Source organism: Noviherbaspirillum massiliense JC206 (assembly GCF_000312045.1).
GTDB lineage: Bacteria > Pseudomonadota > Gammaproteobacteria > Burkholderiales > Burkholderiaceae_D > Noviherbaspirillum > Noviherbaspirillum massiliense.
The window spans coordinates 1067149-1087082 of sequence record NZ_HE978634.1 but is presented as its reverse complement, the minus strand read 5'-3'; the positions used below and the strand labels follow the sequence as shown (position 1 = coordinate 1087082).

Here is a 19934-nt window from a genome sequence, read left to right as displayed (position 1 = left end):
TTTACTTCTTGTTGAACGCATCGCGCAGCTCCTTCCAGTTCAGTATTTCCCGCCAACTGAGCCGCCCCGCCGGCACGAGGGATTCTCTGATTATCTGGCTAGCGGGAGCAACGCCTGGCTTCACTTCTTCATCGCTGCCGAAATTGATGACGGTATATCTTCTCCTCGCCACTTTTCTGCCGACCGGGTTCCGGTCGCCGGTTTCGGTGGCTGTTGCGATTTTCGTAGGGGGCTTCAGCATTCCGGCCTGCGACAGGTATCCCGTCGAATTTCCTCCCAAGGCAAAGCCTGTCAGGCTGTCCAGCATGTAAGACCGGCCGCCACCCGGCGAACACATCCCGCCCGGGGGAATCAGGCTGTTGAACAGCAGGCTGCCGTCGGCAAGTATCGGCGGCGTCACGCTTCGTTCGCCGGACGATCCCGCATCCGGAAAATCCAGATACCAGCCGCGCTTCTGGCCCTCGGCCGCGCCGTACGAAAACAGATCGCCCGTGATCCTGAGCCCGTCGCCGGTAGTTTTCTCGGTTTTGCGCGCTACCAGCTGGTCACGCCCGGCAATGCTGTATTTGCTCTCTGTCGTATCGTAAATTGCATAAAAGGATTGCTGGCTGAACCCCGAGGGCGACAAGTCGCTCTCCTCGATGAATTTGCCGGTGCCGAACAGGACCACATACCCCTTGCCTGGCGCGAACATGACTTTCGGCTGCATGGTGATCGGCTGGCGCATGCCGCGCCCGTCCTTCGCGACAAACACGGGACTCTTGCTTGCAAGTGCTTTCGACCATGGCGCCGATCCGGAAAAGTCGAAGCGCCACAAATTGCCTTGCAAGTCGCCGGCATAGGCGTAATGCACCGCATCGTCAGCGCCGACCACCAGCGCAGGCGGCGCGAGCCCATTCGGCAGCGAGGGATCCTGACTCGGCGCCCTGAACTTGAAGTAATTGACTCCCTGCTGCCATTTGGCGGATGGCGGCTTGTCGAGCGAGAGCAGGAACAATGCGCCTGCAGCATCCGTATTGAACCTGCCGGCGCCGTCATCCACATGATTGTTCACGCCACTCGGTACCACGACGAAATACCCGTACTCCGGCACGCCATTGACGATCTTGAGCAGGAACTTGCCGATTGCCGGCGCTCCGATTAGGTTGCCCATGTCGGGATCATCCGCATCCGTGAATTCCCAAAGTGCTCCCGACCCTCCAGCGAAATCGGACGGGTCGCTCACATCCAGCGCGAACACACCTTGCGCGCCTGCGCCCATTCCCCCCGCAAGAACCGTCTTCCAGTCTCCCCGCACGAGGGCTTCGGACGCGGCGAGTTGCCCATCCACGTACGAGCGGTGTGCATATGCGGGATGTGTCAGCTGGTTCAGGTGCTTGAACAGCGCATTCGGCACATACGCAAACAATTCCGTCCCGTCCGCCGCACTGAACGCGTGCAGCATGCCGTCGTTCGACCCGACGTAAATTGTGCGGGGGCGATTCCTGTATTCGTTCAGGAATTGCTGGTACCCGCTGCCCTGCATGTTCCGCGCAGGGGCGCCGACATATAGCGGGTTGCTGTTGACGATATCGCCGAGCAATCGCTCGCGCATGCGGAAGATGCCGGAAGCCTGGCCGATTTCGAGTTCGCGGTGCCCGCGCAGGTATTCCAGCCTCTTCTCGCCCAAGCCGTCGTTCATATTCTCCACCGGGGAAAGATTGAGCGCCGCCTTCTGGCTGTTGGTCAGCTTGTCCCACTCGAAAGCCACCGTCGCCAGCGTCTTGCCAGCCTCGGTCCTGGAGGTGTAGATCTTCCGTTCATCCGGCCTGGGGAAGCCCGGCTTGCCGCCCGTTCCGGTCAGTATTTCGCCTGCATCCCATTCAGCGGCACTATCCACCTTCACGGAACCATTGTCGTCCGGCGACAGCGCCAGCTTCGTGAGGCTTCCGCTCCAGGTCATGGGGTCGAACTCAGCCTGGTAAAGATATTCGCCGCCGGCGGAAAGCCTGGGCGCCGACAATGCAGCGGCGGATAGCGTGCCTGTCATGCTTCCGCTGCGGGCGAATGCCTTGCGCAGTGAACGGATCATTGCGCCGGGCTGGCTGGCGAGGAAGTAATTGGCGGGATAGATGCCCTCAGCGCCTACCGGTGCCGGCTTGCGACGACCTGCGGAAGAACCCCCGGTGGACTGAGTGAAAAAAGGATTGGGAACGGTTTCCCTTCCCGCCGGGCCTCCGTACTTTGCCGCAAGATACAGCTGGCTGTCGCGCGGCCCCGGGAGACGGGTACTGCCGTCGAGCAGACCGTTGCCGCCTTCATCGATATCGACGGCCAGGGTGGTCACACGCCCAGGCTTGTCGAGCCGGATATCGTTCGCATATGCCCAATGCGCCAGGCCGGCAATGTAATAGCTTCCATGCCGGTTTGCCCCGGCTTCCATCGCATCGAGCGCATTCAGCCTGAAGCCTGCCATGGATGCAGGGTAATCGGCACGGGCCGCCATTTCCATCTCGCCAACCTTCCGTGTCCATGCCCGCACATCCAGCGCCGGTGTTCTTCCGGCAATGCCCGTGTCTATTCTCCGCGCCGCGTCATATGCATCGCCGCCGTCTCCATACCACGTACCCTCATTCCCGGGAAGGTAGCGGTCCCAGTAAGTGTTGGCGTCGGCAATCGCCAGCAGGTAATTCTTCTGGCATGCGGCGATGACCGGGTCGGTCCAGCTGGCGATGACGGGAAATCCGTCCCTCATCACCTCGCTCACGCCGGCCGTGGCTTCCGGCGTGGGCGGCAAGCCTTGCAGGTAGCGGATGCCCTCGTAGTACAGTTCGCTCAGAGGATCATAGGTCTTGTAATTCCCGGACCGGCCAAACTTGTTGATGTAATTGATCAGGCCGCTATTGGCGGACCGGCTGTTGCGCGCCGCCGGATCATCCGGGTTGCTGTACAGGATGCCGGTGACGGGATCCCATTCGGCCCGTTCATTCCCGCGTTCGGTCAGGCCGGAGAGGTCGGGTGCCGTCGGACCGAGATATTTCATCGGCGATCTTAAAACGCCGCCATAGCGATTCGGGGAACCGTCCAGTACATAACTCATGACAGCCATTCGCAGGCGATCGGACCTGCGCTGGATTTCACCGACCGGCTTGTAGTTGCTTCCGTATTTCTGGCAAAGGTCGGTCCTCGCCGAGCCTTCCTTGCTGTCGCATACCTTCACCCGTACCAGGTATTCGCCGAGTTTCTTGTCCAGGGCTTCCGGCCCCGGTTTGCCCTTGCCGTCATAGCTTGCGGTGCAAAAGCCGTCCGCTTCCCGGCTGTCGTTCCCGTTGTCGCCTGCCAGGCCGCTGCTGCTGTCGCTGAACAGGATCCGGTTGCGGCAGGAGACGACGTACAGCGTCTTTACATTGAATGGCGTCACTCTGCCGGGCGCGCTGACATCGCCGCCGGCAATGACCACGCGGCGCGGGAAATACGTGCGATGCGCATAAAAATTGTCGCTATCCCCGCCCTTCAGCACGGCGCGCTGCAAGATCGTGGTATCAGCCGTATCGATCACCCTGTCGCCCCCTGTCAAGGCATAGCGCAGCATGTCGAGCATGGAGGATGCCGCCCAATTCATGAAGTTGCCGCTGAAGGTATCGCCGCCACATTCGTGAACCGTATCGGCATTCTTGGCGATGAAGAAGTAGCCATCGTCGGTCAGGTTGCGGTTGCCGCCGTTGTAGGCATAGCATTTGAGCGGATTGAAATACCCCGGATATTCGAAGGTCCGGTCATAAGTGCCGTGCTCGCCGCGATAGGCGGCAGCGACTGCGGGAAATTCGATCGACAGACTCAGCAGCAGATTCGGACGCGGCTTGTCCTGTCCCGCAAGGAGCGGGCTGCGGGCGATTTGCACCGGAGGAAGGCCGGACCAGGCCGAAGGCAGGCATGCCATGAGGACGAGCAGAAGCGCTGTCCGCAATCCGAAATCCCGTACCCGCGTTATCCCGCTCATCTGTCTTCCTTTCTGTAGACCGTCTGCAAAACCACCTGTGTCGTGTCGCGCATTCCGAACCCCATCGAAGTAATGCGATACAAGTAAGTCCGGCCGCCCTTGGTCGCATCTTCCCCAGCCCTGTTGTAGGGCATCAGCTCGATGACATAGCGTGGGACCTTGGCAGGAAGCGGTCCCTGACCGGCCTGGAAAGACTGTCCGGTGAAACGGCCATAGGGAACAGACCTCGCATTGGCCGATTCGTCGAGGAAGTCGATGCTGGTCCATGCCGGAGGCATGCCTTCAGCCGGCTGACTGCAAAGGCCGAGGTGCGGATTCGCAAGACCGGCACCACAGCCTGCGATGAATCCCTCCGCGCCGCCGCCGGCAAACAGCGCGCTGCGGGAAATCGAAGGATCTGGGGAATTCTCGATGTCCAGTTCCGCATCCATCAGCCCGGCTTCAGCGGCCTGCAGCGCAATTTGGTAGTCCCGGTCGCCACGTGCCGCCTTCTCTCCCTGCAGGGCAATTTGTGCAGCCGAGACCCCGAGCAGGAGCGTCGCCAGCAGCATCACCAGGCAAACAACCAGCGAGATGCCGCCTTGCCGGTGATGCATCCGCTGCCCGCGTTGGCCGCCTGGTGTCAGTTGGCAGCAGCATGTGGTCGTCATGCAGGACTCCCCACCGGGCGGTTGCGCAGAAGGATGCTGGTTGCAAAAATCTTGCGGATCCTGTTTCTCGTCGCCTTAGGCAAACGCAGTTCGCTGATTCTTGTGCCGATGTCCGAGCCTGCGTGCGCATCCGAATAGTCCTTGCCGAACAGGTCATAGTCCTTGTCGAGCACATCGGTGCGCGCTGCCTCCGCGCCGCGTATCAGGAGAGTGATCCTGACCGCCACCACTTTCGTCCAGTTTGTTTTCCGATTTCCGTCGATAGCTCTCGCCGCTGCATTCGGGCCATCGAGCACAAGTGCGTCATCAAGTGCATGAAGAGACACGGCATTCAGGAAGCGCTCCGGCAAGCCGTCGCCATCGGCATCGATCCCGTACAGCACCTGAAAGGATTCGACGCCGCGCACGATGGCCTGGGAAGACCAGCTGCTGCTGCCCTTGTACTTGCAATAGAGTTCCGGCTCGCCGCTGGCGTCCTCTGCAACGTAGAAAATGCTCCAGCCCCTGTCATCCTCTGCTCTGTCTTGCGAAATCACCGCAGGGACGCTGTAGCCGGCACAGTTGATCATGGTCCCGTCGCCGCTCGGGCCGGCACCCGAACCGAAAAACCGTACGGCCAGCACATCGCTGCCATTGACGGATTTGGCAAGCGCGGATTCGATGCCGGGCGTAGTGCTTTTGAGGCTGGCAGCGTCAAGCCCGATGATGTAGGCGCTCAGGTCTTCCGTGGCGAGGACGGGAGCTGTCTGGCCGTCCCAGTTTTCATATGCGGCCTGCCGTATCGCCCGCGTCAGGACTTCAATTGCATAACGCCCGCTTTCCTGGATACGGATGCCATCCTCCTGCGCGAGATAGCCTGACTTGGCGGATAAAAGCAGCGCCGTGGTCGCCAGCACCACCAGCAGCCCCAGGGTGATGGAAATCATGAGTTCGACCAGCGTCACACCGCTCTCGCGTCCAAGGACCGATCCCCTCGGCTGCCATCTGCTTGTCCGACGCTCACTGTTCATTGGAAGTAAGGTTCGACAATGACGGCTACGGCAGGCGGAAAGTCCTTGTCTGCACCCGCACCAAAACGGCCGTCCGGATCTTTCATGCGCCAGCCGAGCTTGATGACATACGGTCCCGAGTTGCCGCTGCCAGGATGGCAAGCCCATGTGAGCTGGGCTTGCGCTGCATCCCATGCAGCGTCACGGCAAATGCGTGCGCGGCTGTGCGGCAGCAGAGCATTGATGCGCTTTTTCCATTCATAGATGTCGAAATCCGCAAGCTCGGCACTGTCGCAGTGCGTCGAGTAGCAGAGCTTGCCCGGGACGCCCGGCTCGGCTTCCCCGGTCGGCGCGTAATCCACAGCGATAAAGGGGTTCTCTTCGTCGCCGAGTTTCATCTGTTCGGTATTCGCCCGCATCTTTTCAGCCATCTCGGTAGCCAGCTGCAATGCGGCGGTATGAAATGCAGACTCCTGCGCGGTACGCATCGCCGTCAATTGCATGCCGACGGCCCCGATGACGCCAAAAGACAGCACGAAAATCGAGACCAGCACCTCCAGCAGCGAAATTCCGTTTTCTCTCCGCGTTTTCATTGCAATTGCTCCCCTGCTCTTCTTGCATGCCGGACTGCCTGCTCCGGGCGTGGCATGCCTCCCTTGATGTCTCCAACGCTCGCCTTTATTGCCATTATTGCAACATTCAAGCCGCACGAAAGCTGCCTCCCAATGCGGCATCAATGCATCAATTCACTGTCTGGTGGATTTGCGTTCCTGGCGAACTTCCGCGATAGCATCCTGAAATTCGGCGACGTCCTCGAAACTCTTGTAGACGGATGCGAACCGGATATACGCGATCTTGTCGAGGCGCTTCAATTCCCGCATGACCAGTTCCCCGATCTGGCCGGACACGACTTCACGGGCCCCGCTCGACAGCAGTTTTTCTTCGATGCGATGTATGGCCTCGTCCACGGCCTCCGCCGAAACCGGCCGCTTGCGCAGGGCAAGCATAAGGCTGGCCCGCAGCTTTGCCGGGTCGAACTCCGCGCGGCTGCCATTCTTTTTTACGATGACAGGCATCATCAGTTCGATGCGCTCGTAGGTGGTGAACCGCTTGTCGCAATGGATGCAGCGGCGGCGGCGGCGAATCGCATCCCCTTCTTCCGACACGCGCGTGTCCAGAACCTGTGTATCTTCGTGATGGCAGAAGGGGCATTTCATGGCGATGTAGGTGATCCTTGAGACTGGTCCTGCATAGTGCCGCTTGCGGCGCACGGCTTCATCAAATTATTGATCGGCGAATTCTGTTGCCGCGTTAAAAAAATATCAAGCCGCGCACTGTGTGACACCTTGCGCGTCATACAGGCGAAAAAACCGCAATGCCTTGTAAATAAAGGGGATTGCGAGGATCAATCCCATAAATATGGTGTTACGGAAATTCCACAAACGGGGCAATACAGGTTTTGTATTTCAGCTTTCGCACATGGCACGACCGCATGTGGCCGCCCCATGTGCATGGCTTGCAGAGACTCAGGCGTAGACCGGGAAAGCTTCGGTCAGCTTCCGGACCTCCGCCTTCACCCGCTCGATCGTGGCCGGGTCATGCGGATTGTCGAGCACGTCGGCAATCAGATTGCCCACTTTGGTGGCTTCCGCTTCCTTGAAGCCGCGCGTCGTCATTGCCGGGCTGCCGAGACGGATGCCGGAAGTGACGAAGGGCTTTTCCGGATCGTTCGGAATCGCGTTCTTGTTGCAGGTGATGTGCGCTGATCCAAGGATGGCTTCCGCTTCCTTGCCGGTGATCTTCTTGGCGCGCAGGTCGACCAGCATCACGTGCGACTCGGTGCGACCGGATACGATGCGCAGACCACGGGCGATCAAAGCCTTGGCCAGCGCGTCGGCGTTCTTGACCACCTGCTGCTGGTAAGCCTTGAATTCCGGCGTCAGCGCCTCCTTGAAGGCAACCGCTTTGCCCGCGATGACATGCATCAGCGGGCCGCCCTGGATACCGGGGAAGATCGCCGAATTGATCGCCTTCTCGTGCTCGGCCTTCATCAGGATCACGCCGCCGCGCGGACCGCGCAGGGACTTGTGCGTGGTCGAGGTCACGAAGTCGGCATGCGGCACCGGGTTCGGGTAGACGCCGGCAGCGATCAGGCCGGCATAGTGGGCCATGTCGACCATGAAATAGGCGCCGACCTCTTTCGCAATGCGGGCAAAGCGCTCGAAGTCGATGCGCAGGGAGTAGGCAGATGCGCCGGCGATGATCAGCTTCGGCTTCTTCTCGCGTGCCAGGCGCTCCATCGCGTCATAGTCGATTTCTTCCTTGTCGTTCAGGCCGTAGGACACGACGTTGAACCACTTGCCGGACATGTTGAGCGACATGCCGTGGGTCAGGTGGCCGCCTTCGGCCAGCGACATCCCCATGATGGTATCGCCCGGCTTGAGCATGGCGAAGAACACGCCCTGGTTGGCCTGGGAGCCGGAATTCGGCTGCACATTGGCGGCCTCCGCACCGAACAACTCCTTCAGGCGGTTGATCGCCAGCGTCTCGGCGATGTCGACGTACTCGCAGCCGCCGTAATAGCGCTTGCCGGGATAGCCTTCCGCATACTTGTTGGTCAGTTGCGAGCCCTGGGCCTCCATCACTGCCGGCGAAGTGTAATTCTCGGAAGCGATCAGTTCGATGTGATCCTGCTGGCGCTTGTTTTCCTGCTGGATCGCAGACCAAAGCTCGGGATCGACTTTGGCAATGGTATGGTCTTTCGTGAACATGAAAACTCCAATCGATTGAATGTGCAAAAGGGTTTGCCGAAATCGAATGAGGCCAGGAAGATGAGAGGCAGCCTCAGTCGTGCATTCCATTTGGGCTGCCCAGGCGAACGGCTATTGAAATCTCACGTTCCCCGGTGGGTGTCCACCTTGTGCCGGCATCGGTGCCCGGCTGTCGCCAGTTACGTGAGACAAAATGGTAGCAAATTGTAAGATAGCGGGCCGTTTTCAGCAAGATTGGTCCCCGGCGGCAGGCGCAAGGGTGCGGGGCGCAACGCCTTTCGGCTACAATTTTGGCTTCTGGCAAATATACCGAGAAAAGGAAGGTTCATGCTCGTCCTCGTCACAGGTGCGACCTCAGGCTTCGGCACCGAAATGGCCCGCAAATTCATCAGGCATGGTCACAGGGTGATCGCTGCCGGCCGCCGCAAGGAGCGGCTGGATGCACTGGCGGCAGAACTGGGCGGGTCGCTGCTGCCGGTCGCCATGGATGTCAGCGACAAGGCATCGATCCAGCAGGCGCTTGCCGCCCTGCCGGCGGATTGGCGGAACATCGATGTCCTGATCAACAATGCCGGCCTTGCACTCGGGATCGAACCGGCGCACAAGGCCTCGCTCGAGGAGTGGGAAACCATGATCGACACCAACTGCAAGGGCCTGGTGACGATGACCCATTCGATCCTGCCCGCCATGGTGGCGCGTGGCTCCGGCATGGTAATCAATATCGGTTCGGTTGCCGGCGCCTATCCCTACCCGGGCGGCAATGTCTATGGCGCGACCAAGGCCTTCGTCGACCAGTTCACCCTGAACCTGCGGGCCGACCTGGTTGGCACCGGCGTGCGTGCAACCAATATCGCGCCGGGCCTCTGCGGCGGCACGGAATTTTCGAACGTGCGCCTGAAGGACGATGCCGCCGCGGCGAAAGTCTATGAAGGCACGGTGCCGCTGACGGCTAGCGATATTGCGGAAGCCGCGTACTGGATCGCCACCCTGCCTCCGCATGTGAACATCAACTACATCGAGATGATGCCTACCTGCCAGGGCTTTTCGCCATTCACGATCAAGCGGAACATCTAGGGCATGCAGGCTGATTTCATCTGGCCGGTGCGCGTCTATTACGAGGACACTGACACTGGCGGAGTCGTTTTTTACGCGAACTATCTGAAGTTTTTCGAACGCGCGCGCACCGAGTGGCTGCGCGCGGCAGGCATCAGCCAGCAGGCTTTAGTGCAGTCGCACCAGGTTATGTTCGTCGTGAAGAGCACCGCCGTCGATTATCATGCTCCGGCGAAATTAGATGATGAACTGAAACTTTCCGTCGTGGTCGAAAAGCTCGGACGTGCTTCGGTGCACTTTTTTCAGGAGGCGTGGCGCGTCAACGGAACGGAAGCGCAACTGCTCGCCAGCGGCCGGATCAAGGTCGGCTGCGTGGACAGTGTGCACTTCCGTCCCAGCCCGATGCCGGATGCCGTATTGGCAAGCATAAAAACGCGTGACAAGCCGTCTGCATAAGGCCGTCATGCATTAAAGGCTTTCATAAGCGTTCTTTGCAGATACAATTCTGCCCTTCAGCAGCATAAGAAGACATTTCATGACCGTCACACAAGATCTTTCGTTTCTCGCCCTTATCTCCAACGCTTCCCTGCTGGTCAAGCTCGTCATGGCGCTGCTTATGCTGGTGTCGATCATGAGCTGGACCTATATCTTCCGCAAAATGTTCGCGATCCGCAGCGCGCGCGTGCAGACGGAGGAATTCGAGCGCACCTTCTGGTCCGGTGGCAATCTGAATGCCTTGTACGAGGACGCAACCTCGAATCGCCGTCACAACAACAGCAGCGGAGCCCTGGAACGGATTTTCGAATCCGGCATGAGCGAATTCATCAAGGCCAAGGCCTCGTTTGCAGGCAAGGGCGGAGGCGACCCTGCCAGCATGATCGACGGGGCCCGTCGCGCCATGCGGGCTGCCTATCAGCGCGAAATGGATGCGCTCGAATCGCATCTCGCCTTCCTTGCCTCCGTAGGCTCGGTCTCGCCGTATGTGGGCCTGTTCGGTACCGTGTGGGGTATCATGAACGCCTTCCGCGGCCTGGCCAATGTGCAGCAGGCCACACTGGCGTCCGTGGCACCCGGCATCGCGGAAGCGCTGGTGGCGACGGCAATCGGCCTGTTTGCAGCGATCCCGGCTGTGGTTGCTTTCAACCGGTATTCGCACGATATCGACCGGCTGGCAATACGCTTTGAAAGCTTCATCGAAGAATTTTCCAATATCTTGCAGCGGCAGGCGCACTGATGGCTAGCTCGATGCGCGGCGGACGTGGCCGCAAGTTCAAGTCCGAGATCAACGTCGTTCCCTATATCGACGTGATGCTGGTGCTGCTGGTGATCTTCATGGTGGCGACGCCGATGGCCAATCCCGGCATGATCAATGTACCGACCGCTGCCAAGTCGGCGTTGCCGCCAACCGAATACATCCAGGTCACGCTGAAGCCCGACACCACATCAAGTATCCGCATCAATGGCAAGAAGGGCAGCAATTCGAAAGACGAGGTTGCCGCCAGCCGCAAGGCTCTGGTGCAAAAGCTGCAGGCCCTGCACGAGGACAATCCGGAGATGCCGCTGATGATTTCGGCGGACAAGGACATCAAGTATGACGAGGTGATCCAGGTGATTTCGGAAGCCAAAAAACTCGGCATCGAGCGTGTGGGGCTGGCAACCAAGCAATAGGTAAGAGGCAAGCCTGAACTCTATGACTGACGCAACTCTTTATCGCGTTCCCAAGGAACCAGGCCGTTGGCGGGCAATCCTGCTGGCGACCTTGGTGCATGTCGCTCTGCTGGTTTTCCTGTGGATCGGCGTGCGCTGGCAGAATGAAACGCCGATGACGATTGAGGCGGAAGTCTGGAGCCCGCAGCCGCGCGAGGCGGCTCCCCAGCCGACCCCCGAACCCCAGCCGCCCAAGCCGCCCAAGCAGCCCGAACCGGAACCGCCCGTCAAGGAGATCCCGAAACCGACGGTCACCGAGCCGCCTGTTCAGAAGCCGGATATCGCGCTCGAGCAGGAGAAGAAGCGCAAGGCGCTGGAACAGAAAAAGCGTGAGCAAGAGGAAGCTGAGCGCCTGGCCAAGCAGAAGCAGAAGGAAGAAGAGGCACGCCAGGAAAAGCTGAAGCGTGAGAAGGAAGAGATTGCCAAGCGCAAGAAGCAGGAAGCCGAAGAGCAGGCAAAAAAGGAAAAGGCTGAAAAGGAAAAGAAAGCCCTGGCTGAGGCCAAGCGCAGGCAGGAAGAGGAAGCCTACGAGAAGCAGATGGCAAAAATGCGCGAGGAAAACCTCAAGCGCATGACTGCCGGCCTGGGCGGTACCGGCGACGCACACCAGGCGCAGGGTGGCCGTGCCGATGCCAACTACGTCGGCCGTATCGCTGCCAAGATCAAATCGAACACCATATTCAATGTCCCGGAAGACCTGAGCGGCAACCCGGCTGTGGAATATACCGTCGAGTTGCTGCCGGACGGGTCATTGAGAGGAACTCCCCGCAAGTTAAAATCCTCGGGCGTGCCCGGCTTTGACGATGCAGTGTTGCGAGCCATTGAAAAGTCGCAACCCTTCCCGCGCGATAAGTCCGGTTCCGTTCCGTCGAGCCTCACCGTGTCGCAAAAACCGAAAGACCAATAAGCCATGATGAAAGCCACTTTTCTACGCAGTATCGCAGCAGTCCTACTGATGATGTCTGCCCTCGCCCATGCCCAGTTGCGAGTGGAAATTTCCGGCGTCGGCGCGAACCAGATCCCGATCGCCATTGCAGGCTTTGCCAACGAATCGGTCGCGCCGCAACAGGTGACGGCGATCATCAAGGCCGACCTGGCCCGCAGCGGCTACTTCAAGATCATCGATACCGGCAATGTGATGTCCGAAACCACGCCGGTCAATTACGATGAATGGAAGGCGCGCGGCGCGGATGCCCTGGTCGTGGGCAGCGTGCAGCGTCTCGCAGACGGCCGCTACGACGTGCGATACAAGCTGCTGGACCCGCTCAAGTCGACCCAGTTGTCCGGCTTTGGACAGGCCGCCGGTCCCGACCGCGTCCGGCTCGCCGCCCACAAGATTTCCGACGACATCTACGAGAAGCTGCTCGGCGTGCGCGGCCCGTTTGCGACCCGCATCGCCTATGTCACGAAGATCGGTCGCGAATATCGTCTGGAAGTCGCCGATTCCGATGGCGAGGGCGTGCAAGTGGCACTGCGCTCGCCCGAGCCGATCATTTCCCCGGCCTGGTCGCCCGATGGTACGAAACTCGCCTATGTCTCGTTCGAGAACAAGAAGCCGGTGGTCTTCGTGCAGAACCTGACGACCCGCCAGCGCACCGTAGTTGCGAATTACAAGGGCAGCAACTCGGCGCCGGCCTGGTCGCCCGACGGCAGCAGGATCGCCCTGGCACTGTCGCGTGAAGGGCTGACCCAGATCTTCATCGCCAATGCCGACGGCTCGGGCCTGCGCCGCCTGACGTACAGCAATGGCATCGACACCGAGCCGCAATTTTCACCGGACGGGCAAGCCATTTATTTCACCAGTGACCGCAGCGGCGGCCCGCAGATATACAAGATGGGCGTCAACGGCGGCGAACCCCAGCGCGTGACCTTCAGCGGCAGCTACAACATCAGCCCCCGCATCTCGCCCGACGGGAAGACCCTGGCCTACATCTCGCGGCGCGACGGAGGATTTCAGCTTTATGCACTGGATCTGGCGAGCGGCCAGGAACAGCGTCTGACCGATAGCGGCAGGGACGAGTCGCCGAGCTTTGCCCCGAACAGCAGATACATTCTGTATGCCACGGAGTCCGGCCGCCGGGGCGCGCTTGCAGTCGTGTCGGTGGACGGACGCGTAAAAACCACATTGACGACCCAGGCTGGCGACATTCGGGAGCCCACATGGGGCCCATTTATGAAATAATTCGCCTTTGCAACATTTACCATCATCACTAATTAGGAGAAACTGATGCGTTCCACCACGACTCTTGCCCTCATCCTTTCCAGCGCTGCCCTCCTGGCTGCCTGCTCGTCGGTTCCACTCGACGATAAAGCCAAAGTCGAAGACCGTACCCCCGCTGCACAAACCAACACCGATTCCCGTACCGTCGGCACCGTCAATGCCGGCGCCACCGATCCGCTGAAAGATCCGAACGGCGTGCTGGCCAAGCGCAGCGTCTACTTCGATTACGACAGCTACGTCGTCAAGAACGACTTCGCGCCGGTAGTGCAAGCCCATGCAAAATATCTGGCTGCCAATAAGGGCCGCAAGATCGTCATCCAGGGCAATACCGATGAACGCGGCGGCGCCGAATACAACCTCGCTCTCGGCCAGAAGCGCGCCGAAGCCGTACGCAAGTCGCTCTCCGCGCTTGGCGTAGCCGAGACCCAAATGGAAGCGGTTTCCTTCGGAAAGGAAAAGCCGAAGGCGACTGGTAGCGACGAAGCCTCCTGGGCCGAGAATCGCCGCGCTGACATCGTTTATCAATAACCATGAACAGACTTCTCAAGAGTTCCATTGCTGCGGCCTTCATGGCCGCTTTTTCTTACGCCCCTCTGCATGCGAATGCAGCCCTGTTTGCGGATGACGAGGCACGTCAGGCCATCCTCGACATCCGCAAGCGGCTGGACAACATGCAGAGCGAGATCAACGTCAAATCGGACAAGACGAGCAACCTCGAGCTTATCAATCAGAACGAGCAGCTGCGTCAGGAAATCGCGAAACTGCGTGGCGAGATCGAGGTGCTGACCAATGAGCTGGCCAACGTCCAGCGGCGTCAGAAGGATTTCTATACCGACCTTGACACCCGCCTGCGCAAGGTGGAGCCACAGAAGGTGAACGTCGACGGCAAGGAAGTAAGCATCGCGCCGGGCGAGCAAAGCGCCTATGACGCAGCGCTTGCCTATTTCAAGGCAGGTGACTACAAGAACGCGGGCGCATCGTTTTATGACTTCACGCGCCGCTATCCGCAGTCTGGACTGATGGCATCAGCCCAGTACTGGCTCGGCAACACCTATTATGCGCAGCGCGATTACCGTAACGCGATTGCTGCTCAACAGGTAGTCGTCAAGAATTATCCGGATAGTCCGAAGGCGGCAGATGCGCTGCTGAACATCGCGAGCTGCTACCTGGAGTTGAAGGACAAACCGGCGGCGAAGAAGACGCTGGAAACTCTTGCAGCGCAATATCCCGACTCGCCTGCGGCACAAACTGCCAAGGAGCGACTGGCATCATTGCGGTAAGTGGTTGTACCTCTTGTGTCCACGTCGTGGCCCGACAATGAGCCACGACTGGATGCAAAAAATAAATCGATTTTTTGCATCAACATATTTGACAGGATCCCTAAAAGCTCTTTATAATCTTGTTCTTTCGTTGACGGGTCGTTAGCTCAGCCGGTAGAGCAGCGGACTTTTAATCCGTTGGTCGCAAGTTCGAATCTTGCACGACCCACCAGACAACCACAAAAAGCCCAGCGCAAGCTGGGCTTTTTGTTTATGGGCTGTACGTGAACTTGTCGTGGCTTTGCATCAAGCGCCAAGCGCATCGTCTGATAAGCTTTGCCGGCACCTGAGCCCCATCAGGTGCCTGCCCTGATGTCTGCTCTCATATCACGCATGGCAAGGCCTAACGCCAGCGCTCCATAAATTGCCAGCAGCGATTTGCCTGACAGGCGCAATTCGTAGCCCGGGGTGAAGCGTTTCGGCACTAGGTAGTAATCGGTGAGATAGGCGCCGGCAGTCACGACTGCCGCGCCGATCAGCGGCCTCGACAGCGAGCGCTGTGCATCCGGATGCCCGCCTCTGCCAAACCATCTCTCATAGAATGCAGCCCAGAATATTCCTGCTCCATAGTTAAGCAGGACGCCCGTCAGGGTGTACTTGAATGACGTGTCATTCTGCCTTGCCTCTTGATCGCCCCAGATGATATGACTGGTTGCATTCAAAGGGGCTACATATGAACCGGTCTCGCGCTTGCCAGCCAGCGCTGCCGCAAGGCTGGTAGTAGCTGCCGCAACGGTACCCGAAACCAGTGCCTGCCTGACGGAACCAAGGATGGTTTGCATGCTGAATGTCCTTTGGAAAAGTAGGTCGATTTTCAGCCTTCACTGCACGGCAGACGGAATTGAATCAGACTGCCGTGCCACATCTTGCAACGGACCACAATGACATCGACGCATCATTGCATCGTGGTGGTCGTCTGATAGGAAGGGCATCCGTTCTTCCCCCACTTCCCGCTGCAGATTTCCCACTTACATTTCTCACGAAGGATGATATTGGAGGCACGCTCGCACCGGGCCAGTACCACGCTTGCACTGCCCTGGGGTGAAACCGTCCGGGCATTCGCTTCCTTCCCGATCGAGCCAGCTTGCGAACGGCTGGTTTGCGATGCCGGCGCCCCTGCCGGGTTCGGACCATCACTCTTTTTCTTGAGTTCGTCCGCTGCCTGCTGCCTGATGCGACTGATTTCCGTATCCTTCGCAGCCTTTGTCTGTGCGCGGTGTTTGTGCGATGGTTTGGCGGCTTTTCTTGCCACCGTACGGGACGGAGCCGAGGAATCAGCCGCATGACGATCGGGTGCGTTCTCTGCCGCTTGCTGCACCTCCTTGCCTGAGTCCTGTGTCCCGATGCTCGCTTGCTCGCTGCTGCTCTCCTCGTCGGCGCTGCTGCCGGAGGATCTTGCTGGCTCGGCTGCAACAACCGGCTCCTGCGGCACGGTCCTGACCGCAACACTGGTGCTCGGCGCCAATGGGGCCTGCTGGTATTCCGGAGGATTCCCGTCATAAGGCAGTTCATCCCGACTGATTGCCGGTACCCGGGCCGGCGCCTGCGCGTCAGCCTGCCTGCTTTCATGGGCAGCGGCAGCGGTCCGCGCTTCTCCGAATATCCGCACGGGCGGCACGTTGACGAACAGCCTTTGCAGATTGCCGCGATCGATCCACCACAATGCGGACAAGCCGGCAGCAACACCAACCAGGAAAATGCACAGCATCATTGCAAGCCGAATGCCTCTTCTCGCGGAACGCGGCTTCGTCTCGTAGAGCGAGGCGAGGTCGCCCAATCCCGCCAGGGGCGATCGCACAAACGATGGCTCCTGGCGTCCGTGCGGGTCAGGTGCAGGAAACGGTCTCGTTTCCGAGAATGCCGGCCCGACTGCATTCGGAACCGGACCGGTTGGCCCAGCAGCATCGCGATGCTGCTGGACGGGCTCTCTTGGAAATGCACTGAAGGATGCATGTGCTGCCGGCTTCAATGCGCCACCGGCTCCACTGCCACTGACAGAGGCATCAGACCGGGAGAGCGACGGAGAAGCCGGCGCAGACAACGGGGAAGAAGCAGCCTGCACGCCAGAGGGATTGGATGTCCGGGACGATACCGAAGGCGCGCGCTCGCCTTTTGACTGCACCCCTGCCGCTTCCGCCCCTGCTGCATGCGGAGCCGAATCGAGCGAGGTTCGTTGGGTTGCTGCATGCCTTCCGGCACGCGACTCAGTGCCGGACTTCACATGAAATCCGGACAGGGAGTGATGGGCCCGGCGATTGCCCGCATGCTCCGTTCCATGCCCCCTGTTCTGCAAACTGGGCACGGGCAAGGAGCGATTGCACGATGCGCACGCGCGCGCCGAGCTGGAGTTCTCAATCCCACAATATCGGCACTGCATATTGGATAGGCCGTCCTGGCGACAGAATGAACATCACACGGAGTTGAAGCAGACGAAACGCGTCTGACAACATGAGCAACGCGATTCCCGACAAGCAAGACACAGCGGCGCTGGCGGTACGACAAGGATGTGCAAGGCCAGGAACATGTTGTCAGGCGCTTCACAGCTGTGACCAATCTGGAAAGGATATGTTCCTTACACCAAGCTTTGCAGCGAGATCGGACAGAAATCAATGCATGCTTGATCGACGTCATGCTTTCCGTCGGCGGTTTTGCTCTGCATTAAGGAATTTGCCGCCTGGCGGCAAACATGAATGGAAAGAACCGGGGAATTCGGGAGTGCCCGCGCAGCGATGGCACACTGTGCGGGTTAGATGATTGCTTCGTAGACGATCTTCCACTGGGCGCCTTCCTTCGCCCAATACTGGCGCTTGCGCACCGAGCTTTTCACCTTGCCGATGACCGCATCCTGGGTGAAGGTGCTGACAATGAGGTTGTCGCTACCCGGGTAGAAGAAGGATGTCATCTCTCTCAGTGTAAGCGAGACGTTCTTCGGAGCGCCGGCAAACTGCTGATGCCTGGCGAACCATGTAGACAGGTCTTCACCGCGTTCGGAACGGAACTGGCGCGAGTACATCGACATCAGTTTCGTCAGGTCGGCGCTTTCGATTGCGCGGCGCCAGCCATCCACGAGGCCTGCCGCGAGCTCACGCTCCTTGTTCCATTGCGCCTGATCGACGAATTCCACCTGCTCGCTGATCACCACCGGCGTCTTGCCGATCTCGACCGACTCGCTCAGCTTGTGCAAATCCGGATTGGTCAGCACGACGCAGCCATCGGAAGACAGCGGCGGACGGCTGAAATTGTCCGAAGGCGTGCCATGCAGCCAGATGCCCGAACCGCTGCGTCCGTGCAGCTTGTCCCATTCATTCGGGTAATTGATCGGCAAGGCGCCTGAGCCGTAGAAATCCGGCAGGCGTGCGCCCGACAGCCGGCTGGTAATGTAATACACGCCGACCGGCGTCCGCTGGTCGCCCTCCTTCACCTTGTGGATGCCGAGCTTGCCCTGGCTGACGTAATAGTCGGTGAGAAATTTGAGCTGGCCGCCCTGGTTTTCGTACACATACAGGCGGGAACGCTTCGCATCCACGACCAGGACATGCTTCTGGTCTTCGCGCAGCTGCAACACCGGACGAGGCACCCGGTCCGGGCTCGGCCTTTCGCGAAGGGACCTCAGCCGCACCATCGCTTCGTCGCGCAAGTCCCTGAGCTTGTCCTCCGGAGCACCAGCCGCCGCACCAAGGGCCGTCACGGGCCGCGTATGCATCATCAGCAGGTCGCCACGGATCAGGTGCCCCAGCCGGAAATTCGGATAAGCCTCGACCAGGGCATCTGCCTTTGCCTGTGCAATGCGCAACTGATTGGCGCCAAGCGCCTTGTACACCTCGATCAGGAGTGTTTCGGGATCAGGCTTTTGCTGGACTCTGGAAGCCGGCTGATCTTTCGCAAAGGATGCGGGGACTGGTGCCCAGCCGGCAGCGATCAGCAAAGCGGAAAATCCCGGCAGCAGCGCCTGCCTGATTATGCGTACCGGGGCGAGACATGAATGAAAACGCGACATCAGCTGCCTGCTTGCTCCTGCTTGATCTTCCACCTGCCTCCCTGCTTGGCGAGAACCAGCGTCTTGCGGGTATTTGCAGTCAGGCGGTCGGAAACATACGCCTGACGGAATCTCACCGTGGCCGTGTCGCCCTTGAACGTCACCTGCGGCGATTCCACTTTCACGCTGATGCGGTCCTTGCCCGCAATGCGCGCACGGCGCTCCTGTTCCCAAGCCTTGCGGGATAGCCCCTTCGGCGTCTGGAAATCGTTTCCGTAGAAAGCAAGATAACTCTTCACGTCCTGCGAACTCCAGGCCTTGGCCCAGCCATGCACGACTGCCAGGACGTCATCCTGTTCCGGGTTGGACTCCGGCTTGGCCTTTGGCTGTGGCTGCACCGGCTCCGGCTTTGCCACTGCAACTGCAGCCGGGCGCTCCGGCGCCGCAGGCGCTGCCGCAGCCGGCTTGGGCGACGCCGGTGCAGGCGCGATCGCCGCCACCTTGCCTTGGGAAGATGGCGCCACCGGTGTCTGCGCCTGCTGCGCCGACCTCGCCGGGGCTGCAGCGGTAGCGGCAGCGGCTTTCGCATTGCCGCCATCCATGCTGCCGACCAGCGTGTGCACCAGGGTCAGCTTCGACTTTGCAGTGGAATTGCCGGAGTCGAGCTGCAAGGCCTTGTCATAGGCCTGGCTTGCCAGCTTGGCATGGACATCGCCCAGGTTTTCATAGGCAGTGGCATAGGCCGGATTGGTGCGGATAGCAGCGTCCAGCGCGGTGCGCGCTTTTTCGTACTGACCGGCGGCCGCATACAGGACCGCGAGATTGTTGTAAGGCTCGGGCAGCGTCGGATAGTCCTCGGTGAGCTTGCTGAAGATCGTGATCGCTTCGGCGGAGCGGTTCTGCTCCGTCAGGATGACGCCTTTCAGAAACCGCATTTGCGCGTCGCGCGGGTGCTTGCCAAGATAGGCTTCGGCTTTGCTCAGCGCTTCGGCATATTGTCCGGCGCGTACCAGCTTGTTGACATCGCCCACCTCGTCAGCGAAGACCGGCGCCGCATGCAGGGCAGCGAGCAGGCCGGCGAGCGCCAGGGCTTTGCCTGTCATCGGACGCAGCGGAAAGCGGAATGTCGGACGTGACGTGAATATCATGATTTTCGCTCGTATTTTATTGCGACAGGATGAAGCATTCGATACGGCCGCCGATCCCGATCTGTTCCGGCTGACGCACGCTGCAATGAATGGTTGCGCATGCGCAGGCGGTTTGCCGTCT

18 protein-coding genes, 1 tRNA gene and 1 riboswitch are annotated in these 19934 nt (G+C 59.8%); of the genes, 9 read left to right on the top strand and 10 right to left on the bottom strand.

Features of this window, described 5'->3' with window-relative positions; genetic code table 11:
• Position 1 precedes the first annotated feature (1 nt).
• The 6 genes from HGHM_RS20785 to glyA form a co-directional block, all read right to left on the bottom strand.
• Positions 2-3979 carry a pilus assembly protein gene (locus HGHM_RS20785; protein ID WP_019140514.1) on the bottom strand — a complete coding sequence of 1326 codons (3978 nt, stop codon included), beginning with the start codon at positions 3977-3979 and terminating at the stop codon, positions 2-4.
• The gene (locus HGHM_RS05520; RefSeq protein WP_245549160.1) at positions 3976-4629 is read right to left on the bottom strand and encodes a pilus assembly PilX family protein; all 654 of its coding nucleotides are present in this window, start codon (positions 4627-4629) and stop codon (positions 3976-3978) included. Before HGHM_RS05520 ends, HGHM_RS20785 begins: the two co-directional genes overlap by 4 nt.
• A complete protein-coding gene (locus tag HGHM_RS05515) occupies positions 4626-5573 on the bottom strand; it encodes a PilW family protein (protein ID WP_019140512.1) in 948 nt (315 codons plus the stop codon). Before HGHM_RS05515 ends, HGHM_RS05520 begins: the two co-directional genes overlap by 4 nt.
• A 62-nt stretch (positions 5574-5635) precedes the next feature.
• On the bottom strand, positions 5636-6211 hold the full coding sequence (gene pilV / locus HGHM_RS05510) for a type IV pilus modification protein PilV (RefSeq protein ID WP_019140511.1): 576 nt from the start codon (positions 6209-6211) through the stop codon (positions 5636-5638).
• A 153-nt stretch (positions 6212-6364) separates the two neighbouring features.
• A complete protein-coding gene (gene nrdR, locus HGHM_RS05505; RefSeq protein ID WP_020693824.1) occupies positions 6365-6835 on the bottom strand; it encodes a transcriptional regulator NrdR in 471 nt (156 codons plus the stop codon).
• A 309-nt stretch (positions 6836-7144) separates the two neighbouring features.
• A complete protein-coding gene (gene glyA / locus HGHM_RS05500; protein WP_019140509.1) occupies positions 7145-8389 on the bottom strand; it encodes a serine hydroxymethyltransferase in 1245 nt (414 codons plus the stop codon).
• Positions 8390-8479: 90 nt separating this feature from the next.
• A riboswitch (ZMP/ZTP riboswitch) is annotated at positions 8480-8582 on the bottom strand.
• A 134-nt stretch (positions 8583-8716) separates the two neighbouring features.
• Here glyA and HGHM_RS05495 point away from each other — a divergent pair.
• The 9 genes from HGHM_RS05495 to HGHM_RS05455 all read left to right on the top strand — a co-directional run bounded on the left by HGHM_RS05495 (position 8717) and on the right by HGHM_RS05455 (position 14861).
• Positions 8717-9463, top strand: a complete 747-nt coding sequence (locus tag HGHM_RS05495; protein WP_019140508.1) for an SDR family NAD(P)-dependent oxidoreductase — start codon at positions 8717-8719, stop codon at positions 9461-9463.
• A gap of 3 nt (positions 9464-9466) precedes the next feature.
• Positions 9467-9898: a tol-pal system-associated acyl-CoA thioesterase gene (gene ybgC, locus HGHM_RS05490; RefSeq protein WP_019140507.1), complete on the top strand. Its 432-nt coding sequence runs from the start codon at positions 9467-9469 to the stop codon at positions 9896-9898.
• 79 nt (positions 9899-9977) lie between these two features.
• Complete coding sequence (tolQ, locus tag HGHM_RS05485) at positions 9978-10676, top strand: protein TolQ (RefSeq protein ID WP_019140506.1); 699 nt, start codon at positions 9978-9980, stop codon at positions 10674-10676.
• Complete coding sequence (locus HGHM_RS05480; RefSeq protein WP_085940170.1) at positions 10673-11110, top strand: ExbD/TolR family protein; 438 nt, start codon at positions 10673-10675, stop codon at positions 11108-11110. Before tolQ ends, HGHM_RS05480 begins: the two co-directional genes overlap by 4 nt.
• A gap of 22 nt (positions 11111-11132) precedes the next feature.
• On the top strand, positions 11133-12056 hold the full coding sequence (gene tolA, locus HGHM_RS05475; RefSeq protein WP_019140504.1) for a cell envelope integrity protein TolA: 924 nt from the start codon (positions 11133-11135) through the stop codon (positions 12054-12056).
• A gap of 3 nt (positions 12057-12059) precedes the next feature.
• Positions 12060-13331: a Tol-Pal system beta propeller repeat protein TolB gene (gene tolB, locus HGHM_RS05470; RefSeq protein ID WP_026075724.1), complete on the top strand. Its 1272-nt coding sequence runs from the start codon at positions 12060-12062 to the stop codon at positions 13329-13331.
• Between the two features lie 45 nt (positions 13332-13376).
• On the top strand, positions 13377-13898 hold the full coding sequence (pal, locus tag HGHM_RS05465; RefSeq protein WP_019140502.1) for a peptidoglycan-associated lipoprotein Pal: 522 nt from the start codon (positions 13377-13379) through the stop codon (positions 13896-13898).
• A 2-nt stretch (positions 13899-13900) separates the two neighbouring features.
• Positions 13901-14650, top strand: coding sequence for a tol-pal system protein YbgF (gene ybgF, locus HGHM_RS05460; protein WP_019140501.1), 750 nt, complete (start codon positions 13901-13903; stop codon positions 14648-14650).
• Between the two features lie 135 nt (positions 14651-14785).
• A tRNA-Lys gene (locus HGHM_RS05455) sits at positions 14786-14861 on the top strand.
• A 124-nt stretch (positions 14862-14985) separates the two neighbouring features.
• On the opposite strand, the gene HGHM_RS05450 is transcribed toward HGHM_RS05455, so the two are convergent.
• The 4 genes from HGHM_RS05450 to HGHM_RS05430 form a co-directional block, all read right to left on the bottom strand.
• Positions 14986-15471: a hypothetical protein gene (locus HGHM_RS05450; protein WP_019140500.1), complete on the bottom strand. Its 486-nt coding sequence runs from the start codon at positions 15469-15471 to the stop codon at positions 14986-14988.
• Positions 15472-15584: 113 nt separating this feature from the next.
• Positions 15585-16487 carry a hypothetical protein gene (locus HGHM_RS05445; protein ID WP_148415390.1) on the bottom strand — a complete coding sequence of 301 codons (903 nt, stop codon included), beginning with the start codon at positions 16485-16487 and terminating at the stop codon, positions 15585-15587.
• A gap of 948 nt (positions 16488-17435) precedes the next feature.
• Positions 17436-18686: a L,D-transpeptidase family protein gene (locus HGHM_RS05435; protein WP_019140498.1), complete on the bottom strand. Its 1251-nt coding sequence runs from the start codon at positions 18684-18686 to the stop codon at positions 17436-17438.
• A complete protein-coding gene (locus HGHM_RS05430) occupies positions 18686-19813 on the bottom strand; it encodes a L,D-transpeptidase Cds6 family protein (protein WP_019140497.1) in 1128 nt (375 codons plus the stop codon). The genes HGHM_RS05435 and HGHM_RS05430 overlap by 1 nt, the downstream gene beginning before the upstream one ends.
• Positions 19814-19934: the final 121 nt, after the last annotated feature.